The sequence below is a fragment of the Streptomyces sp. CNH287 genome, from assembly GCF_000424825.1.
In genome coordinates, this window is sequence record NZ_AUKQ01000027.1 from 38,356 (window position 1) to 56,812 (window position 18,457).

Annotated in this window: 15 protein-coding genes and 1 riboswitch; of the genes, 5 read left to right on the top strand and 10 right to left on the bottom strand. The window is 73.7% G+C overall.

All coding sequences use genetic code 11. From position 1 onward, the window contains the following. Positions 1 to 7: 7 nt before the first annotated feature. Positions 8 to 340, bottom strand: a complete 333-nt coding sequence (locus tag H299_RS0122560; protein WP_027750253.1) for a glyoxalase superfamily protein — start codon at positions 338 to 340, stop codon at positions 8 to 10. A gap of 146 nt (positions 341 to 486) precedes the next feature. Here H299_RS0122560 and H299_RS0122565 point away from each other — a divergent pair, with 146 nt between their 5' ends. After that, positions 487 to 930, top strand: coding sequence for a PPOX class F420-dependent oxidoreductase (locus tag H299_RS0122565; RefSeq protein WP_027750254.1), 444 nt, complete (start codon positions 487 to 489; stop codon positions 928 to 930). 452 nt (positions 931 to 1,382) lie between these two features. Here the strand turns inward: H299_RS0122565 and H299_RS0122570 are convergent, their stop codons facing one another. From H299_RS0122570 to H299_RS0122585, 4 genes are all read right to left on the bottom strand, one after another. Continuing rightward, entirely contained in the window at positions 1,383 to 2,510 is a 1,128-nt protein-coding gene (locus H299_RS0122570; RefSeq protein WP_027750255.1) for a peptidoglycan DD-metalloendopeptidase family protein, read from the bottom strand. Between the two features lie 13 nt (positions 2,511 to 2,523). Next, positions 2,524 to 2,671, bottom strand: a riboswitch (cyclic di-AMP (ydaO/yuaA leader). A 337-nt stretch (positions 2,672 to 3,008) separates the two neighbouring features. Continuing rightward, a complete protein-coding gene (locus H299_RS0122575) occupies positions 3,009 to 4,202 on the bottom strand; it encodes a PP2C family protein-serine/threonine phosphatase (RefSeq protein ID WP_078512952.1) in 1,194 nt (397 codons plus the stop codon). 69 nt (positions 4,203 to 4,271) lie between these two features. After that, complete coding sequence (locus H299_RS37705) at positions 4,272 to 4,835, bottom strand: hypothetical protein (RefSeq protein ID WP_027750257.1); 564 nt, start codon at positions 4,833 to 4,835, stop codon at positions 4,272 to 4,274. Between the two features lie 148 nt (positions 4,836 to 4,983). Next, a complete protein-coding gene (locus H299_RS0122585; RefSeq protein ID WP_027750258.1) occupies positions 4,984 to 6,435 on the bottom strand; it encodes an FAD-binding oxidoreductase in 1,452 nt (483 codons plus the stop codon). Positions 6,436 to 6,718: 283 nt separating this feature from the next. On the opposite strand from H299_RS0122585, the gene H299_RS35660 reads away from it, so the two are divergent. The 4 genes from H299_RS35660 (at position 6,719) to H299_RS0122605 (ending at position 10,882) form a co-directional block, all read left to right on the top strand. Continuing rightward, complete coding sequence (locus tag H299_RS35660) at positions 6,719 to 8,011, top strand: MFS transporter (protein WP_037760099.1); 1,293 nt, start codon at positions 6,719 to 6,721, stop codon at positions 8,009 to 8,011. A 118-nt stretch (positions 8,012 to 8,129) separates the two neighbouring features. After that, a complete protein-coding gene (locus H299_RS0122595; RefSeq protein WP_027750259.1) occupies positions 8,130 to 8,711 on the top strand; it encodes a TetR family transcriptional regulator in 582 nt (193 codons plus the stop codon). 200 nt (positions 8,712 to 8,911) lie between these two features. Further along, positions 8,912 to 9,382 (top strand): hypothetical protein, encoded by a 471-nt coding sequence (locus H299_RS0122600; protein WP_027750260.1) that lies wholly within the window; start codon positions 8,912 to 8,914, stop codon positions 9,380 to 9,382. 24 nt (positions 9,383 to 9,406) lie between these two features. Next, positions 9,407 to 10,882 carry a hypothetical protein gene (locus tag H299_RS0122605; RefSeq protein ID WP_027750261.1) on the top strand — a complete coding sequence of 492 codons (1,476 nt, stop codon included), beginning with the start codon at positions 9,407 to 9,409 and terminating at the stop codon, positions 10,880 to 10,882. A gap of 58 nt (positions 10,883 to 10,940) precedes the next feature. Here the strand turns inward: H299_RS0122605 and H299_RS35665 are convergent, their stop codons facing one another. The 5 genes from H299_RS35665 to H299_RS0122630 all read right to left on the bottom strand — a co-directional run. Next, positions 10,941 to 12,473: a nitrosuccinate lyase gene (locus H299_RS35665; RefSeq protein ID WP_078512954.1), complete on the bottom strand. Its 1,533-nt coding sequence runs from the start codon at positions 12,471 to 12,473 to the stop codon at positions 10,941 to 10,943. Next, entirely contained in the window at positions 12,470 to 14,599 is a 2,130-nt protein-coding gene (locus H299_RS35670; protein WP_078512955.1) for an FAD/NAD(P)-binding protein, read from the bottom strand. Before H299_RS35670 ends, H299_RS35665 begins: the two co-directional genes overlap by 4 nt. A gap of 647 nt (positions 14,600 to 15,246) precedes the next feature. Next, positions 15,247 to 15,693 carry an NUDIX domain-containing protein gene (locus H299_RS35675; RefSeq protein ID WP_037760102.1) on the bottom strand — a complete coding sequence of 149 codons (447 nt, stop codon included), beginning with the start codon at positions 15,691 to 15,693 and terminating at the stop codon, positions 15,247 to 15,249. A gap of 62 nt (positions 15,694 to 15,755) precedes the next feature. Then, on the bottom strand, positions 15,756 to 17,543 hold the full coding sequence (locus tag H299_RS0122625) for a helix-hairpin-helix domain-containing protein (protein ID WP_027750262.1): 1,788 nt from the start codon (positions 17,541 to 17,543) through the stop codon (positions 15,756 to 15,758). A gap of 92 nt (positions 17,544 to 17,635) precedes the next feature. Beyond that, on the bottom strand, positions 17,636 to 18,457 hold an 822-nt coding region (locus tag H299_RS0122630), incomplete at its 5' end, for a SpaA isopeptide-forming pilin-related protein (RefSeq protein WP_027750263.1).

Sequence of the window (18,457 nt, forward strand, 5' to 3'; positions counted from 1 at the left end):
CGCGCGCTCACTCGGTCGGGGTGCCGATCCGCAGCCGGTTGCCGTCGGGGTCGGTCAGCTCGATCTCCCGCGCCCACGGCGCCGTCCGGGTCTCCGTGCCGAACTCCGCCGCGAGCGCCTCCACATCGCGGACCCGCAGGTAGATCAGGGTGTCCGGCCGCGCGTCCTCCCGGTGCTCGGACAAAAACAGCCGCACCCGGCCCCGCGCGATCTCCACGAAGGCGGGGAACCCGGGCTCGAAACGGTGCTCCCAGCGCTTGCCGAAGCCGAGGCGCCCGTACCAGCGGACCGCGGCGGCGGCGTCCGTGACGTGCAGGATGGGGATGACCTCTTCGTTCAAATCGTCCATGCCCCATATTCTCGCAGCGCTCCGGGCACCGCCCGGCCAGGCCCGCGTACGCCCCGCCCACACCCCGCAGGCCCCCGGCCGAGGCCGGACCGTGGCACCGTGGGACGCGTCAACCCGCCTTCCAGGAGAGGACGACCGTGACCGCACCGGATACAAAGGCGCAGGACGCACTGCTCGCGCTGCTCACCGCGTACGACCGGGGGGTGCTGGTCACCCTGAAGCGTGACGGGCGGCCACAGCTCTCGAACGTCAACCACACCTACGACCCGGCCACCGGCCTGCTCCGGATCTCCGTCACCGCGGACCGCGCCAAGACCCGCAACCTGGCACGTGACCCGCGGGCGAGCTACCACGTGACCAGCGCGGACGGCTGGGCCTGGACGGTGGCCGAGGGCACCGCGGAGCTGTCCGCCGTCGCGGCCCGGCCAGGCGACGCGGCCGTCGAGGAGCTGATCGAGGTCTACCGCGCGATCCAGGGCGAGCACCCCGACTGGGACGAGTACCGCGCCGCGATGGTCGCCGACCGGCGGCAGGTCGTACGGCTGCGGGTCGAGCGGGCGTACGGGCAGCCGCGCCGCTGAGGCGCGCACCGGCGGGCTCGGAAGGCGGCGGGAGCGGGCGGACCGACGGCCCTGGTGTCGGGGGGTAGTCCACCAGGGCCGCCGGGGCAGGGGTGCCCGCGCGGGCACGCGCGGGGCGTTGACGCGCGAGGAGGGGAGCGCGGCGGCGCGGCCGGGCGTGGGGCGCAGCGCCGGCGGGCGGGCCGCTCGGACCTCCCCGAGGGCCGCCGCCCCGTCCCCTCCTGCTCGCCGGGGCTGAGGTAAAGGGGCACAGCGCCCGGTCGGTTCGGGGCGGCGGCTCGGTCCCTGTACGGGATGTGGGGGGTCGGGCCGTGATCTGTGGTTCAGGTGCCGCGGGGCGTCCGGACGGGGCGTCCGGACGGGGCGGCGGCAGCCGACGCGCCATACGTACCCCATCCGCGGACGTACCGGACGTACCGGGCGCGCCTGGCGTACCGGGCGCGCCGGACGCGTCAGACGCTGAGGCCCTTGCCGCGCAGCCAGGCCAGCGGATCGACCGCGTCGCCGCCGCCGGGCAGGACTTCGAGGTGGAGGTGCGGGCCCGTCGAGTTGCCGGTGGAGCCGACGTTGCCGATGACGTCCTTCGTGCTGACGTCGGCACCGGCGGACACCTGCATGGAGGAGAGGTGGCAGTACCAGATCTCCGTACCGTCATCCAGCTGCAGCACGATGCGGTAGCCGTACGAGCCGGCCCAGCCCGCTTCCTTGATCGTGCCGCTGTGGACCGCCTTGACCGGGGTGCCGGTCGGTGCGGCGAAGTCCTGGCCGGTGTGGTCGTTCTGCCACATGCCGCCCGCGGCGCCGAACCCGGAGGTGAGCTGGTAGTTGGAGGTCGGCAGCGTGTAGCTGGCGGCGAGCTTGGCGAGCCGCTCGGCCTCCGCCTTGCGCTTGGCCTCCGCCTCCGCCTTGCGCTTGGCCTCGGCCTTGCGCTCCGCCTCCGCCTTCGCCTCGGCGGTGACCTTGGCCGCAGCCTCGTCCGCCGCCTTCTGGGCGGCGGCTGCCGCCGCGTCCTCGCGGGCGGTGCGGTCGGCCTCGGTCTGCTGCTGTGCGGCCTGTTCGAGGATGCGGGCGCGCAGCGCCTCGCCCGGGTCGGTCTGACCCGCTTCGGCCTCGGTGGTGCTGAGCGCCGCGTAGCTGAGGGGGGCCTGGGAGGCCGCCTGGACGGTCTCGTCCGAGGCGTCCTCGTCGTCGTCCGAGACCAGGCTGCCGACGCCGGGGAGGTCCTCCATGACGGAGAGGTCCGGCATCGAGACGGGGGCGGGCGACTTGTCGCTGGCCGAGGCCATGCCGCCGGCGCCGACCGCGGCGATCACGCCGACGCCGAGCACCGCTCCGCTGCGGGCCATGCCGCCGCGCTGCTTGGCCACCCGGTGGCGGCCCCGCACGGGACGGATGGAGTCCTCGGTCGGGTTCCACTCCTGGAGGGAGTCGTCACGGTCCGGGCCGTAGGCCGGGGCCGGGGACTCGGAGAGCGTTTGCGTGCCGTACCCGCCGTAGTTGTCGCCGGAGCGGTAACCGCGGTCGTCCACCTCGTAGTACGGGTCGTACGAGGGCTCGGGGGCATACGTCTTGGACGCCACTCGGGGCGCTCTCCTTTCCTTCCTTCTCGCCTACCGGGTTAGCTGACGGGTTCGGAGCAGGAAGGTCTCCTACGGGCGCGTCCATGGGCGGGACGTGTCCGATTCACCCCAAGTGGTGGTTCCCCGGCTCCCTCTGCGCGGTGGTATCGCGTGCTGGTTGCTCGCGATGCCGCACTTGCGGGATTAGGCGACGGCGCACGGTGCCGTCTCTCGTGACGGCAGTGACGACCGCGCTGCGTTATCGAACGTTAATAGACTTGCGGCTGAGAATCCAAGTCGTTCCCGGGTTTTTGACTCTCCATTGGCCTGGACTTAGCTGTCAGTGTTGGGCAATTGGGGCAAGCCGTCGGCGGCCGAGATCCCTTCCTCACACCGTCGCTCCTTCCGCGCCGCCCCTGGTCAGCCGCGTCCGGCCCGTACGGCCCTTACGTCAGGCCCGCTTGCCGACCGCGCGCCCCTACAGCGCGTCACCCTCACGGCGAACCCGCCCGGCCCGCCTCACCCGCCGGGACGGCGGCACACCGCGAGCAGCGCCATGTCGTCCCCCGAGTCACCGCCCGTGAACACCCGCACATCCGCGACGATCGCGTCCAGCAGCGCCTCGGGATGGCCGAAGCGGCGGCCCTGGAGCCGCCCGCCCGGGTCGTAGAACTCGCCGCCGTTGTCGCGCGCCTCCGACAGGCCGTCCGTGTAGAGCAGCAGCAGCGCGCCCGGCGGCAGCCGCGCCTCGTCCGCGCGGTCCGGCCAGCGGGCCAGGTCAGCCATGCCGAGCGGGAGTGAGGGCGCGGACGGTTCCAGGTAGCGGGCGGCGCCCTCGGCGAGCAGCAGCGGCGGGGGATGCCCGCGGTTGACGATCCGCAGCCGTCCCGGGCAGCCGGCGGGCACCTCCGCGAGCGCGGCCGTGGTGAAGCCCTCCATCGCTTCCACGTCGCGCCGCCTGCCGCCCTCCCGCTGGAGCGCCCGCTCCAGCCGCGCGGCGACCCCCTCCAGAGTCGGTTCCTCCTCGGCGGACTCGCGGAAGGCCCCGATGATGACGGCCACCGCCTCCACCGACCCCAGCCCCTTGCCCCGTACGTCACCCACGATCAGCCGGGTGCCGTACGGCGTCTCCTGCACCGCGTACAGGTCGCCGCCGATCCGGGCGTCCGACTGGGCGGCCTCGTAGCGGGCGGCCACGTCGAGGCCGCCGATCCGGGCGGGCGGCACCGGCAGCACGGCGAGCTGCACGGCCTCGGCGATGCCGCGCGCGGAGGCGAGCCGCTGCTCGCCGCGCCGAACGAGGCGGTTGATGCCGAGCGCGAGCCCCGAGACGGTCAGCACGGTGGCCACGTGCATCACGGAGTCGCCCTCGTCCGGCGCCCCGGCGACGAACAGCATCGTGACCAGCACGAGCACGGCCAGCGCACCGCACGCCGCCGTCGCCCGCGCGGACAACAGCGGCGCGGCGACCACCGGCGCGGCGGCGAACAGCGCGGCGGGCGTGTACTGGGGCGGCACCGAGAGGTCGACGACCACTCCGGCGACGATCAGCAGCACGGGGAGCAGGCGGTCGTAGCGGCGCGGCACCACCGGGCCGGCGGTACGGGCACCGCCCGGCACGGCGCCGGGGCCCTTGCCGCGCGCGCCGCCGCTCGTGCCGTTATCGACCGTACTGCCGCGGCCCGTACAGCCGCCGCCCGTTTCGTGCGTCACCGTCCCAATCTGCCCGCCGGTCCGCCCGACGGCGACCCGAGCCTGCCCGGCGCTGCTCCGGGTGGCGGCTCACAAGGTGCCGACGCGCTCCCAGGCGGGCTCGCGCGGGCTGACGGGCACGGCCGGGCCGAGCGGGCTGATCTGCTGCACCCGGGAGACCGGCCGCGCGGCGCGGGGCGGGAGCGGGAGCGACTGGGCCGGGGGGCTCGGTGCGGGGGGCGGCGTGGGCGGCGGCGTCCCGGGCTCGGCTTCGGCACTCCGGTCCGGGGGGAGCGCGGCACGGACCGGGGCGGCATGGACGGGCACGGGGACGGGGTACGCCTCGCGGGGGTCGTACGCGGCGGGCGCGTCGTACGGCTCGGACGCGTCGTACTGCTCGGACGCGTCGTACTGCTCACCCGGCTGGGGCGCGTCGTATCTCCCGTACGCGTCGTGCCTGCGGGCGTGCCCGGCGGCGCGGCCACGCGGTGGGTCGCCCTCGCCCGGCAGGGTCCGGCCCGCCCGCGACCACTCGTTCAGCAGGGCCTCGTAGATGGGCGATCCGAGGGAGCGGGCCGGGCCGCGCGGAACCGTTTCTTCTTGCCCATCAGGGGCCGCCGTCCAGTGCTTCAACTGCTTCAGCATCACTGCCATGACGTGACCAACGACCCGCGGCGGGCCCGGTCACCCGGCCAGATCAGCCGCGTCACCCGGACGGGTGCCGGGGCGGGCCGGGGCGGGCCGGGCAGGGACCCCGCGCGGCCCCGGCCCGCACCCTGGCCCACCCCGCCCCGGCCCGCCGTCAGGAGAGGTCGGTGGCCGGCGTGCGGAAGAGCCCGTCCGGGTCGTGCCGCCGCCGGATCTCGGTCAGCCGGCGCCGCACCTGCGGCTCGTACGCGTCGCGCACCTCGCCCGCATCCGGCTCACCGAAGAGGAAGTTGAGGATGCGCCCCTCCTTCCGGTGCTTGAGCCGCTCCAGCAGCGTGCGGTGGAAGGCTGCCGCGGCGGGCGCGTCGAACTCCCCCGCGCCTCCGGAGAGGACGCTCAGCGAGTACCGCGCATCGCGGTTGCCGACGGCGTTGCCCGCACCGGGCGCACGGGAGAGCGCGCCGCCGAGGTGGGTCAGCTGCACCACGCACATCACCGGCGCCTCGTATCCGGCCCGCTCGACGAACTCCCGCACCTCCTCGACGTCGAACCCGGCGGACCCCGAGGAGCCGTCCGGCCCGCTCGGCCCGCTCGGCCCGTCCAGAAGCACGTTCGTGCCCGTGTACGCGTGCGGGTCGACGGGGTCGCTGTGGATCGACGGGCTCTCGGTGTACGGCATCTCCCGGAGCGTGTCCGCCAGCGGCGGACCGACCGCGCGCAGCGGCGCCACCAGCCGCTCCCCCTCCGCCGCGCTGCCCGTGAAGGCGACCCGCAGCTGCGCCACGTGCAGACCGCGCAGCGGCTCGGGGACCTCCGAGACGGCGGGGAGGACGATGAAGGCGAGGGAGGAGGTCAGCTCCTCGGGCAGCTGGACCGTCCAGTCCCGGTAGACGGTCAGCAGTTCGGCGCTGACGGAGGCGTCGAACAACAGCGAGCCCCCGTAGAGCCGGGACACCGGCACGAGGCCGACCTCCAGCGCGGTCACCACCCCGAAGCCGTCCCGGCCGCCGCGCAGCGCCCAGAACAGGTCCGCGTCCGCGGTCGCATCGGCGTTCGCCTCCGCGTCCACGTCCGCGCCGACCCGCCGGAGGGTGCCGTCGGGGGTGACGACCTCGATCGCGTGCACATGGTCGGCGGTGTATCCGTAGGTACGGGCGAGCAGGCCGATGCCGCCGCCGAGCGAGAAGCCGACGACGCCGCTGTGCGGGGCGCTGCCGTTCAGCGGGGCCAGGCCGTACGGGGCAGCGGCCTCGATCACCTGCTCCCAGCGGGCCCCCGCGCCGACCCGGACCGTCCGCGCCTCCGGGTCGACCCGCACCTCGTCCATCCGGCGGGTGCTGATCAGCACGCCGCCCTCGGCCGCAGCCGACCGGCCGTGTCCCGTCGCGTGCACGCGCACCAGGAGCCCGCGCGCGGCGGCGAAGGACACGGCGGCCTGTACGTCAGCCGCGTCGAGCGCGCCGACGGCGTACGCGGGCCGCGCCTCCAGCCCCCTCTGGAAGCCCGCGGTCTCCGCCTCGTAGCCCTCGTCGCCGGGGGTGAGGACCGGTCCGCGCACCCGCTCGGCCAGTGCCGCCGCCGGGTGCCCGGTGTCGTGTTCGTTCATCGCGCTGCTCCGTCCTGATGCGCCGGCGCCCTTCGCCTGCGGAGCGCAGCGTCGCAGTTGAACCTGACACCTGCCGTCAACATTTCCGAGCAGGCGCGAGGCGGGGGCGGAGTGGGGACGGGACGGGGACGAGGGGCGCGTCTTCCGAATAACTCTCACGAGTGTTTCAATTGAAGCGAACGTTCAATTTTCTCACCGGATCTGTCCCCGCATCTGTCACCGCGCCTGCCCCACGCACGCCCTCCCGCGACCCCGCGCCCGTCCCCCAACCAGGAGACCCCGCATGGCCAGCCCGTACCGCGAACTCTTCGCCGCCCCCGGCACCCTCGCCTTCTCCGTCGCCGGGTTCGTCGCCCGGATGCCCATGTCGATGACCGGCATCGGCATCATCACCATGCTGTCCCAGAGCGACGGCGACTACGGGCTCGCCGGTGCCGTGGCCGCCGTGTTCACCCTGTCCATGGCCCTGATCGGACCCCGCATCGCGCGCGAGGTGGACCGGCGCGGCCAGGGCCGGGTGCTGCTGCCCGCCGCCGGTGTCAGCGTCGCGGCGCTCGGCGCGCTGATGCTCTGCGCGCACTACGGGGCGCCGGCCTGGACCCTGTTCGCCAGCGCCGCGGCGGCCGGGTGCATGCCCAGCATGGCGGCCATGGTGCGGGCCCGCTGGTCCGAGCTGTACCGCGGCTCGCCCCGGCTGCATACCGCCTTCTCCCTGGAGTCGGTGGTGGACGAGCTGACGTTCATGGTCGGCCCCGCGCTGTCGGTCCTGCTGTGCACGGCGCTCTTCCCGGCGGCCGGACCGCTGCTGGCCGCCGTACTGCTGGCGGTGGGCGTGCTCATGTTCGTCGCGCAGCGCGGCACCGAGCCGCGTACCCACCCGGCGGACGCGGCGGCCGACACCACCTCGGTGCTCCGGTCGGGCACCGTACGGGTGCTGGTGCTGGTCCTGCTCGCGGGCGGCGTGATCGTCGGCACCGTGGACGTGGCCAGCGTGGCCTTCGCCGAGGAGCTGGGGCGCCCCGCGGCGGCCGGCTTCGTGGTCGCCTCGTACGCGGCCGGGTCGGCGTTGTCGGGGCTGGCCTTCGGCCTGCTCACGCTCCGGGCGGCACCGTCCCGGCTGCTGCTGGCCGGCACCGTCGGCACCGCGCTGACGACGCTGCCGCTGCTGGTGGTCGACGGCCTGGTGGCGCTGGCTGCGGCGGTGTTCGCCGCCGGGGTGTTCTTCGCGCCGACCATGATCGTGGTGATGGGGACCATCGAGCGGACCGTCCCCGCGTCCCGGCTCACCGAGGGCATGACCTGGGCGACCACCGGGCTCACCGTCGGCGTCGCCCTGGGCGCGGCCGCCTCGGGTGCGGCGGTCGACCGCTTCGGCACGGGCGGCGGATTCGCGGTGGCGGTCGGCGGCGGCGCCCTCACGCTGCTGGCGGCGCTGCTGGGGCAAGCGTCGCTGCTGCGTACGGCGCCGGCCGCCGAAGAAGGCGGCGACGCAGGCGGGGAAACGGGCGGGGACGCGGGCGGGGACGCGGCCCCTGCCGCGGATGCGCGGCAGTCGTGCGACGCGCGGCCGAGCTGAGCACCGGGGTGGCCCGCCGCGTGCCGTACGGGGCGGGCGCCGCCCCGTGCACGCCCCGTACGGCGGGGTACGGCCGGGTACTGTGCCTACCCGGCAGGCGATCCCCGGGAGGTGCACGTTGAGCGGAACCGTCACCGACGGGCGCCGCCTCAAGGGTGAGCGGCGCCGCCGGGAGCTGATCGAGGCGACTCTGCGCGTCGTCGCCCGGGACGGCGTCGCCGGGGTCAGCCACCGGACGGTCTCCCGCGAGGCGGGCCTGTCCCCGACGGCCGCCGCCTACCACTTCCAGAGCATCGACGACCTGCTGACCGCCGCGCTGACCCGCTGCATGGACCAGAGCGTGGACGTACTGCGCCAGTTCACGGCCGCCACCGACAGCGGGGCCGACAGCCTGTCGTCGCTCGCGACGGTGCTGGCCGGGCTGTTCGGCGAACCGGCCCGGCTGCTCGCGGAGTACGAGCTGTTCCTGCTCGCCGCACGCCAGCCCGAGCTGCGCCCGCCGACGCACCGCTGGCTGGACGCGCTCGAGGAGTTCGCCCGCCGCCACACAAGCGACCCCGTGCGCGTCCAGCTCCTGGTCGCCACCGTGGACGGAATGCTGCTGCAAGGGCTGCTGCGGGAACAGCCGCCCTCGGCGGGGCAGTTCGAGGCCGTACTGCGGGCGCTGCTGGACGGCCCGCGGCCGGGCGGCGAGGCGTAGCCGGGCCGAGCCGCTTCGCGTGCTGCCGCATGCGCTGCCGCAAAGCATCGAACAGGATGAATGACCCGGGGGAAACGCGTGAACATCCCGGAAAGCGCTGCGCAACTGCCGCCTAAATCTCCGGAGATGCCCTTCCCCGGCCCGCTACGATGATTGCAATTCGCATACGTTACCCGCATACGCACAAGGCGGGAGCGGCGATGACGTTCAACAGCGAGTGGGCGCGGCTGGTGTCGGAGGCAAGGGAGCGGCGGCCCGTGCCCCTGCGACTCGCCGAGGCAGGCCCGGGGCCCGGCGGCGAGCCGGAGCTGGTCGTCCACCAGGACGACCTGGGCGCCGTGGGCAACGAGGCGTTCCGGCTGCACGGCGACCTGAAGAGGGCGGCCGACCTGGCCGGAGCGGGCGCGGGCAAGGGCGGCGCGGGCTCCACCGCCCGCGCGGCGGCCGAACTCTCCGCCCGCAACCTCACCATGGGCAGCGCGCTGAGCACGACGCTGGAGGTCTGGGACTCCCAGGTCAAGACCGTCCTCCAGATGTGCGCGCACCTCTCCAACCACCTGGACTACTCGAAGAAGGCACACGCGAGGGACGAGGCGGAGATCGCCGCGTCGATGCGGCACCGCGACGGCGCGGCGGTCTCGGTGTCCGAGATATCCGCCTGGGTGAAGTGAACGGACCGAAAGGGCTGCTGGGCTGTGGGGACGTTCACGTACACGGATCTCGTCGAGGTGGACTTCGGGAAGCTGAACACCGCCGCCGGAGACTGGAAGTCGGCGGTCGGCGGCCTGGAGAAACTGGGACGGGACGTCGGCACCGGCCTGGTGAAGCTGTCCGACGCGGCGAAGTGGGTGGGCGCGAACGCCTCGGTCACCCGGGAGTTCGTCCGCTCGACGGCGAAGGAGTTCCGGGATCTCCACCGTGAGGCGAAGAGCGTCTGGAGCGTACTGGACGACGCGCACACGGAGTTGACGGCCCTTCAGAAACGCGCAAAGCAGCTGGCCGGGGAGGCGCGCCGGGGCAGCCCGGACCGGGGGGACGGCGCTCTGCTGGTGCAGGACCCGGGGGACGGCACGGTGCGCGTACGGGAGGCGGAGTGCCCGGCCGAGGGCACCGACCAGCGCACCAGGGACCGGATGCAGTGGTACGCCGACACCCTCACCTCGCTGGTGGCGCACGCCGCCGAGATCGACGCCGCCGTCGGCCGCGCCCTGCGCAGGAGCCACGGCGGCGACCCGCACAACGCGGGGCACGCCACCTACACCTCGCTGGACGAGGACATGGCGCCCCGGGCGGCGCAGCTCGCCTCGCTCGGCGGGGACGGGAACACGGAGCAGCGGGCGGAGCTGGGGCGGCTGTGGCAGTCCCTGAGCCCGGCGGCTCGCGCCGAACTGTGGAAGGGGCACAAGGACGACCTGCTCTCGGCCGGGCTGCTGAACCCCACCCTCAAACAGATCGCGCCCGACGCGGGTTCCGGGCGGCACGACTCCGAATCCCCGGGTTTCGGCGACCGGTTGACCCGGTCGAAGGCCAAGATGCTGGCCGAGGGCGCCGACTGGTCGGGCAAGCCCGACGCGTCGCGGCACATGCAGCACTATCTGGACGGCACCGGGAACACGATGGATCTTCCGGTTGACAAGATGATGCACGACGACGAGGGCTTCGACCTCCATGTCGACCAGGTGCTCTGGGACAAGCAGGGTGAGTGGCGCACCGAGGCGCTGGCGGAGTTCGAGCGGAACGGCGGGCGGCCCGTGGCCATACCGGTCGAGACGAAGAACGCCGACTACCGCTTCTCCCCGGAAAGGGACGAGAACTGGCACTACGCGGTGGGCAGCACGCGGTCCAACGTCACCGGCGTGGTGACCGTCGTGCCGGATGCCGACGGCACCCCGCGAGTCGGGCTCGACTACCAGGTGAACGCCTGGGACCGCTACAACTGGGACGCGGGGAAGAAGGTGGCCGTCGGGCCGATGACCATGGAGGACGGGCAGATGGCCCGACTGCACACCACCGGGCTGGCCCAGGAGTTCGACATGAAGGGCAGCAGCTCCGTCAAGTACTACGAACTCGGCACCGACCAGATCGGCAACATGGAGCCGCTGCCCGACCCGGTGGAGCCCGGCCGGGAGGGCAGCCGCACGGACCCGGGGCGGGACAGCCCGCACCGCTGAACGGCGCGCGCCCGCCTCCCCCCCACAGCCCCGCATTCCCCCACGGCTCCGCCTCGCCTCACTCCTCGCTCTCCTTCGCTCCTCGCCCTTCCTCCCCAGGGCGCTCCCGCCCCAGGACACCCCCGCTCCCGAGGGCGCCGTCCACCAGGTGGCCCGCCGCCCCCGTGTACCGCCCGGGGTCCAGCAGTACGGCCGCCTCCTCCGCGCTGAGCACCCCGCGCAGCTCGGGCAGGGACGCCAGCACCTCGCCCAGCGGCGTGCCGGACTCGTACGCACGGGTCGAGGCCCGGGTGAGCAGCTCCTTGGCGGCCCCCTTCCCCAGCCGGGGCGCCAGTACCGCCGCGATGCGCTCCGAGACGATCAGGCCGCCCGTCAGCCCGAGGTTGGCGCGCATCCGCTCCGGGGACACCACGAGCCCCTCGGCCAGCTCGACGGCCGTGTGCGCGGCTCCGCCGGTCAGCCGGAGGCACTCGCGCAGCGGCTGCCACTCGGCGTGCCACCCGCCCGCCGAGCGCTCGTCCTCGGCGGCGAGGCACTGCACCAGTACGGCGGCCAGCGCGGGGACCTGGAGCGCGGCGGAGCGCATCAGCGTGGCCAGCACCGGGTTCCGCTTGTGCGGCATGGCGGAGGACGCGCCCCGCCCGGCCACGGCGGGCTCCGCGACCTCGCCTATCTCGGTGCGGGTGAGCACCTGCACGTCGGCGGCGAACTTGCCGAGCGCGCCGGAGGCGTGCGCGAGCGCCGCGCCGAGGTCGGCGACGGGCGTACGCAGCGCGTGCCAGGGCAGCGCGGGGCGGGCCAGCCCGGTCTCCTCGGCGAACGCGCGGACCAGCCGGTCGACGAACTCCGCGCCGCCCGCGGCCACGTCGCCCGCCGCCGCTCCACCCGCCGCCGCGCCGTCCCCGGCGTGCTGGAGGTACCCGGCGAGCGTGCCCGCCGCGCCGCCGAGCGACACCGGCAGGCCGCCGTCCAGCACCCGCTCCAGCCGCTCGGCCGACTCCAGCACCAACTGCCGCCAGCCCGCGGCCTTCAGACCGAAGGTGGTGGGCACCGCGTGCAGCGCCAGCGTCCGCCCCGCCATCGGGGTGTCCCGATGCGCCGCCGCCGTACGGGCCAGCGCGGCGGCCGTACGCCGCAGATCGGCGGCGATCAGCCGCAGCGCCTCCCGGGCGACCAGCATGGCGCCGGTGTCCAGGATGTCCTGACTGGTGGAGCCCCGGTGCACGTACTCGGCGGCACGCGGCTCCTGCCGGGCCACCACGGCGGTGAACTCCCGCACCAGGCCCACCACCGGATTCGCCGTCTCCCTGGCCGCCAGGGCGAGCGCCCGTACGTCCAGCTGGTCCGCGCGGGCCGCCGCCGTGATGGCCGCCGCCGCCCAGCCGGGGACGGCGCCCGTACGCGCCTGCGCTCTGGCGAGGGCGGCCTCCGCGTCCAGCATCGCCTGCAACCACGCCGGGTCCCCCACCGCCGCCTCGGCCGGGGTGCCCGCGCGCACCGGCGAGAGCAGGCCCGCGTCCTGCCAGGCGGGCGCGTGCCAGGCGGGCACCGGGCCGCCGTCAGACGGGAGTCCGGCCTCGTACGCGCTCATACAGGCTCTCCCTTCCCGCCGGCCACGGCGGCGGAACGCACCGCGCGTACGGAGCGCACGGCTCGTACGGGCGGCACGGCCGGCGGGGGCGGCGGCGCCGGGGGCAGTGGCGGCAGCGCCAGCACCGCGCCCGCGACGGCGTCCGAGTCCTCCAGGGTCACCGAGCCGACCCCGGGGCGGATGCCCGCCGCGGTGACCCAGTGCACGGACTCGGTGGGCACGCCGTACGCGAAGCGGCGCGGGTGCGCGACGCCTCGGGCGTCCAGTACGTGGTACGGCCGCTCCGAGACCGCGATGCCGCCCGTCTCGTAGTCCGAGCCCGCCCCGCGCCCGCCGCGCACGACGTACGGAAGGCACTGGCCCGTACGCGAGAGGTGGTGCATCAGCGGGTCCGCGGTGTGCCGCAGGTCGATCTCGGGCAGCCGGGCCTCGATCAGCGCGGTGGCACGCACCCGGACGCCCGGTATCTCTCCCGAGGTGCCCACGAAGCAGCCGCCTCCGGCGTCCGCCTCCGCGTGAACTGCCAGGGCAGGACCGGTGACTTCGAGCAGGCCCGCCTCGATCAGCGCGTCCATCTCCTCGATCCGGGAGACGGGCGGGCCGATCGAGAGGAAGGCGTTCAGCGGGGTGTACCAGCGCTCCAGCTCGTCCCGGTGGGAACCCGCTTCGAGGCCGCCGTGGTCGACGGCGAGCCGGATCTCGTTACGCAGATCGCGCAGGACGTCGAAGGCTGCCTTGACCGGACCGCTGACGTTGCCCGCCCGCGCCTCGCGCACGTCGCGGGCGAGGTAGCCCCGCAGCCAGGAGCGGAAGTCGCCGGGCCCGCTGAACGTCCGCTCGCCGTACGGCCGCGCGATCAGGCCCCAGTCCCAGCGCTGCTCGGACGGGATGCCGACGGAGTCGAGCAGCCGCGCCTCGGCCGCGCCGGGCGCGGTGGCGAGATAGCGCTCGGTGAACTCCTCCGCATCGGGACCAGCTTGGGCACCGGCACCGGCTTCAGCCGCGGCACCGGCTCGCGCCTTGAGCAGGGCGCCGTAGTAGACGCTCTGCACCTCCTTGGAGATCAGCGGCCACAGGTCCACCCGGAAGCGGATCAGCTCCCCCGCCGCGGCCCGCTCACGCAGCGCGGCGATGCGCTCGACGGTGAGCAGCCGGGGGAAGTAGCGGCCGAACGCGCCCTTCTCGTTCTCCCCGCGTGCCTGGTACGGCACCCCGCGCCGCGAGCCCGCGTACATCCTCGGCTCCCGCCCGGAGGGGTGGTAGATCAGCCGGGAGCCCTCCCGGGCGAAGGTGCCGCCCCGGCCGAGCGTGAACAGGGCCATGTAGTCGAAGAAGTTGAGCCCCAGGCCGCGCAGGAGCACCGTCTCGCCCGGCGCGACGGAGGAGAGGTCCACGTCGGCCGGGTTGGCGGGCGGCAGGTAGGTGAGGCCGTACTGCCCGGCGAAGCGGGTGAACTCGCGCTCGGTGCCCGTCAGCAGGGCCGGGACGTGGCCCTGCGCCAGCACGACGGCCGCCAGCCCGGTCAGCCGGGTGCCGTCCGCCAGCAGCACCGTCTGCGGCCCGTCCGGTCCCGCCGCACCCCGGGCGCCCCCGGCTCCCCCGGCGCCCCCGGCACCCGGCGGTCCGTCGAGCGCCACGGCGCGGCTGCGGTGCACCCGCACCTCCAGGTGGTCGGGGGCGTGCGCGACGACGTGCCGGAACACCCAGTGCAGGTAGTGGCCGTAGAAGACGCGGGTGGGGTAGGTGTCGGGCCCCAGGGCGGCGGCCTCCGCGAGCGTCTCCTCGTCGTACGCCTCGTACTCCACGGGCACGCCGGACGGCAGCGCGCGGTGCCGCAGGCACCTGGCCCACTCGTAGAGGCTCGGACCCTCCTCCAGGGGACCGGCGATGCTCACGCTCGCGTCGGTGTAGACGGTGACCTGGGAGGCGACCGTGTTCATCAGGAGGTGCCGGGACTGGGCCGCGCGCCAGACCCTCCCCGCCCCGGGCGGTTCCGGGTCGACGGCATGCACCGTGATCCCGCTCCAGCGCGGGGACTTCCGCTCGTACGCGCAGAGCCGCTCCAGCACGGACAGGCCGCGCGGGCCGACACCGACGAGGCACACTTCCAGACGTCTGCCGATCACGACAACACCTCTCTGAAGGGGAATGCGGCAGCACGCGGCCACCCCCGGACAGCGTGGAAAAAGCCGCTGGGGTATCGCTTCGCATGCACGCTTCGGAAAGTCGGACCTTGGGAATCGCGCGAAGACAGGCGGAGTCCTGCCGCGCTCGCGGCCGCAGATACCGAAGCCCGCCAATTCCCCTCACGGAAGAGGAGAACAGGAGAGGGGACAGGGAGAAACGCGCAATGAAGTCAGTCGCGGGCCTCGGTAACGGAGCCACGCTCATGCTCTACGGATGCGAGGGCAGGCGTCAAGAGCCTACTCGGCGCCTCGCCCGGAGCTGACCGACTATCTGAAGAGTACGGAAGGAAGCCCGGAAATGCGGCTGTTCAAGTTGCACACCTGGAATTCCTGCGGCCGGGTCGAAATCGCGTGCAAGTGCGGAGACCGACGGACCTGGGGGAATACGAAAAGCGGGTACTGGATCGCCGAATCGGGGTGTGCAACACCGGCATTGCACACCCCGAAATCCACTGTGCAACTGCGGAAATGACGCGGTCGGACACCCGCCACCGCCCACCCGCGCCCTCCCGACCGACGCCCGGCACCGGGCGAGAACGCGGCACTGTACGCGGAAAAAAATCCGCGAAGAAGTTCCGCCCGGCCCGTCAGGCGGAGGCCTCGGGCCAGCCGTGCACGCTGACGGCCTCCGCTCGGAGGTAGTGGGCGACGCCGAGCGCGTTGTAGCGCACGGTGTGGCCGGGCAGCCGGTCGGCCGGATGCCAGCCGATTCCGGCGCACTTGTGCGGTTCGGCGTTGACGGGTTCGCCCTGCCAGCGCGCGGTCGCGAAGAACCAGCCGACGCGCTCGTGTCCTTCGGGGTTGCGGTAGTGCATCACGTGCACGACCCGCAGCGCGCCCGGCGCGATCCGTACGCCGACCTCCTCCCGCGCCTCCCGTACGGCGGCCTGGGTGACGCTCTCGCCGGCCTCGACCTTCCCGCTGGGCAGGTTCAACAGGCCGTCGGCATAACCGGTGTTGCGCCGTTCGGCCAGCAGGACTCGTCCGTCCCGCTCCAGGATGACCAGGGCGTCGAGATGGGGGCGCTGGGGCATGGGCTCTCCGCTCCGAGGGGGCGCGTCGCCTGGACCCTAATCCCCCTCCGGCAGCGGGTCGTTCAGGACCGGCCGCCGCCCAGGAAGCGGCGCAGCCGCCGCAGTGGCCAGGTGTTGACCACCTCGTCGGCGGTGACCCAGCCGCGCTGCGCCGTCCCCACGCCGAAGCGCAGGTTCTCCAGGTCGGGTACGGAGTGGGCGTCGGTGTCGACCGCGAACCGGACGCCGTACTGCCGGGCGCGCAGGAGGTGTTCGTCGCAGAGGTCCAGCCGGTGCGGGTGCGCGTTGACCTCCAGCGCCGTGCCTGTACGGGCGCAGGCGGCGAAGACGGCGTCCAGGTCGACGTCCAGCCCGGCGCGCTTGCCGAGAATCCGCGTGGTGGGGTGCCCGATGACGTGGACGCCCGGGTTCTCGCAGGCGCGCAGCAGCCGCCGGGTCTGCGCGTCGCGGCTCTGGCCGAAATGGGAGTGGACGGAGGCCACGCAGACGTCGAACTCCCGCAGGAAGTCCTCGGGCCAGTCCACGTCTCCCGTGGGGCCGATGTTCAGTTCGGTGCCGTGCAGCAGGCGCATTCCGCCCTTGCGGTCCAGGGCGCGTACGCGGGTGCGCTGGGCGAGGATCTTCTCCTTCGTCATCTGCTGCATCCGCAGGTCCGGGGCGTGGTCGGTGACGGCGTAGTAGCGCAGCCCGCGCCGGGCCGCCGCGGCCACCATGTCCTCCAGCGGCGCGAGGCCGTCGGTGAGGTCGGTGTGGGTGTGCAGGTCCCCCTTGATGTCGGCCTCGGTCAGCAGCACGGGCAGCGCGGGCACCCCGGACGGTTCCCCGCGGTCCGGCGCGGACCCGGCTGCCCCGGACCCCGGCGCCTCCGCCTCCCGCTCGGCTGCCGCGATCTCCCCCCGGTCTTCCCGCAGCGTCGGCGGAATCCACTCCAGGCCGAGCCGCGCGTACACCTCCTCCTCCGTCGCCGAAACGATCTTCCTGCCGCTGCGGGCGTGGAAGAGGCCGTACTCGGAGAGCTTGAGCTTGCGCCGTACGGCCCGCTCCCGCAGCCGGATGTTGTGCGCCTTCGAGCCGGTGAAGTAGATCAGCGCGGCGCCCCAGGAGCCGGGCGGCACCACCCGCAGGTCGACCTGTGTGCCCGCGGTGGTGCGCAGAGAGGTCTTCTTGTCGCCTTGGGCGATGATCTCGGCGGCGAAGGGCAGCGCGCGGAAGGTCTCCATCAAGGGCCCGGACCGTTCCGCCGCGACGAGGATGTCCACGTCGCCGACGGTCTCGCGCATACGGCGCAGCGATCCCGCCCAGGTGCACTTCTCGCAGCCGTCCACCTCGCTCAGCGCGGCGACGATCTCCTCGGCCAGTTCCGTCGCGGTGTGCAGGAGGACGCGTTCCCCGGCCGCCCGCAGCAGTTCGATGCCGTGCAGGAGGTTCTCCTCCGTCTTCGGGCCGAAACCTCTCAGGTCGCGCAGCCGCTCCTGCGCGATGGCCTCCCGCAGTTCGCCGACCGAGGAGACGTGCAGTTCCTCGTAGAGGGTCAGGGCCTTCTTGGGGCCGAGGGCGGGAATCTCCATGAGCTGCCGCACGCCCGCCGGAATCCTCTCCTGCACTTTCCCGATCCCGGGCATCTCGCCGGTGCGCAGGTACTCCACGACCTTGTCGGCGATGGACCTGCCCACGCCGGGGATCTCGCGCAGCCCCTCGGCGTCGAGCTGCGAGACGTCAGCACGGGAGCCGCCGATCGCCCGCGCGGCCCTCTCGTAGGCCCGGGCCCGGAAGGCGTCACCGCCGCTGATCAGGGTCAGGTCCGCGTACTCCTGGAGTCGCGCCTGAACATCCTTGTTGGGACGCGCCACCCCTCGATTTTACCGCCGAAAGGGGGCCACGGCGCGGTGCGCGCCGTGACCCCCTCCGCCGTACGGGCCCGCGGGCCCGTACGGCCGTGGGCCTACTTGCCCTTGCCCGGCTCACCCCGCTTGTTGCCGATCTTGACCACGACGCCCTTCTCGGCGTTCTCGGACGTGATCTCGTACGGTCCGGTCACCGGCTGCCTCGGCAGGCGGTAGCCCTCGGGTACGTCGGTCTCCTGGAGGTAGTACGTGCCCAGCGGCAGGTCCGGGAAGGTGCACAGTCCCCGGGAGTCCGTCGCGCAGGCGGGGCCGACCTCGGTGTCCGGGTTCGGCCCGCGGAGCTGCGGACCCGGGCGGCCGTTCGTCTCGCGCCAGAGCTGGAAGACGGCTCCTTCGAGCCGCTTGCCGTTGGCCTTGTCCTTCTTGACGACGATGATCTTGCCGTCCTCGTCCTCCTCGGACTTGGTGTTCTTGGCGGTGACGGTGACGCCGTCCTCGATGTTCTCCTCGTCCAGGGTCAGCGGACCGAAGACGTTCGGATCGGGCAGCTCGTAGCCATCCGGAGCGGCGGTCTCACGCCAGTAGTACGTACCCGCGCCCTGCGTGGAGGTGCACTCGCCCGAGGCCTCCGTCGTGCAGGACTCGACCACCAGCGTGTCCGGGTCCGCGCCCGTGGTCTGAAGACCCTCGACACCGTTGGTCTCCTGCCACAGCTCGAACTCCGCACCCGCGAGCGGGTCACCCGTCGCGCTGTCCACCTTGACGACGGTCACCTCGCCCTCACCGGGAATCCGGTCGTCCTCGGCGGTGACGGAGACACCCTCCTCGATGTTCCCCTCATCCAGCGTCAGCGGACCGAAAACATTCGGATCAGGCAGCTCGTAGCCATCGGGAGCAGCTGTCTCACGCCAGTAGTACGT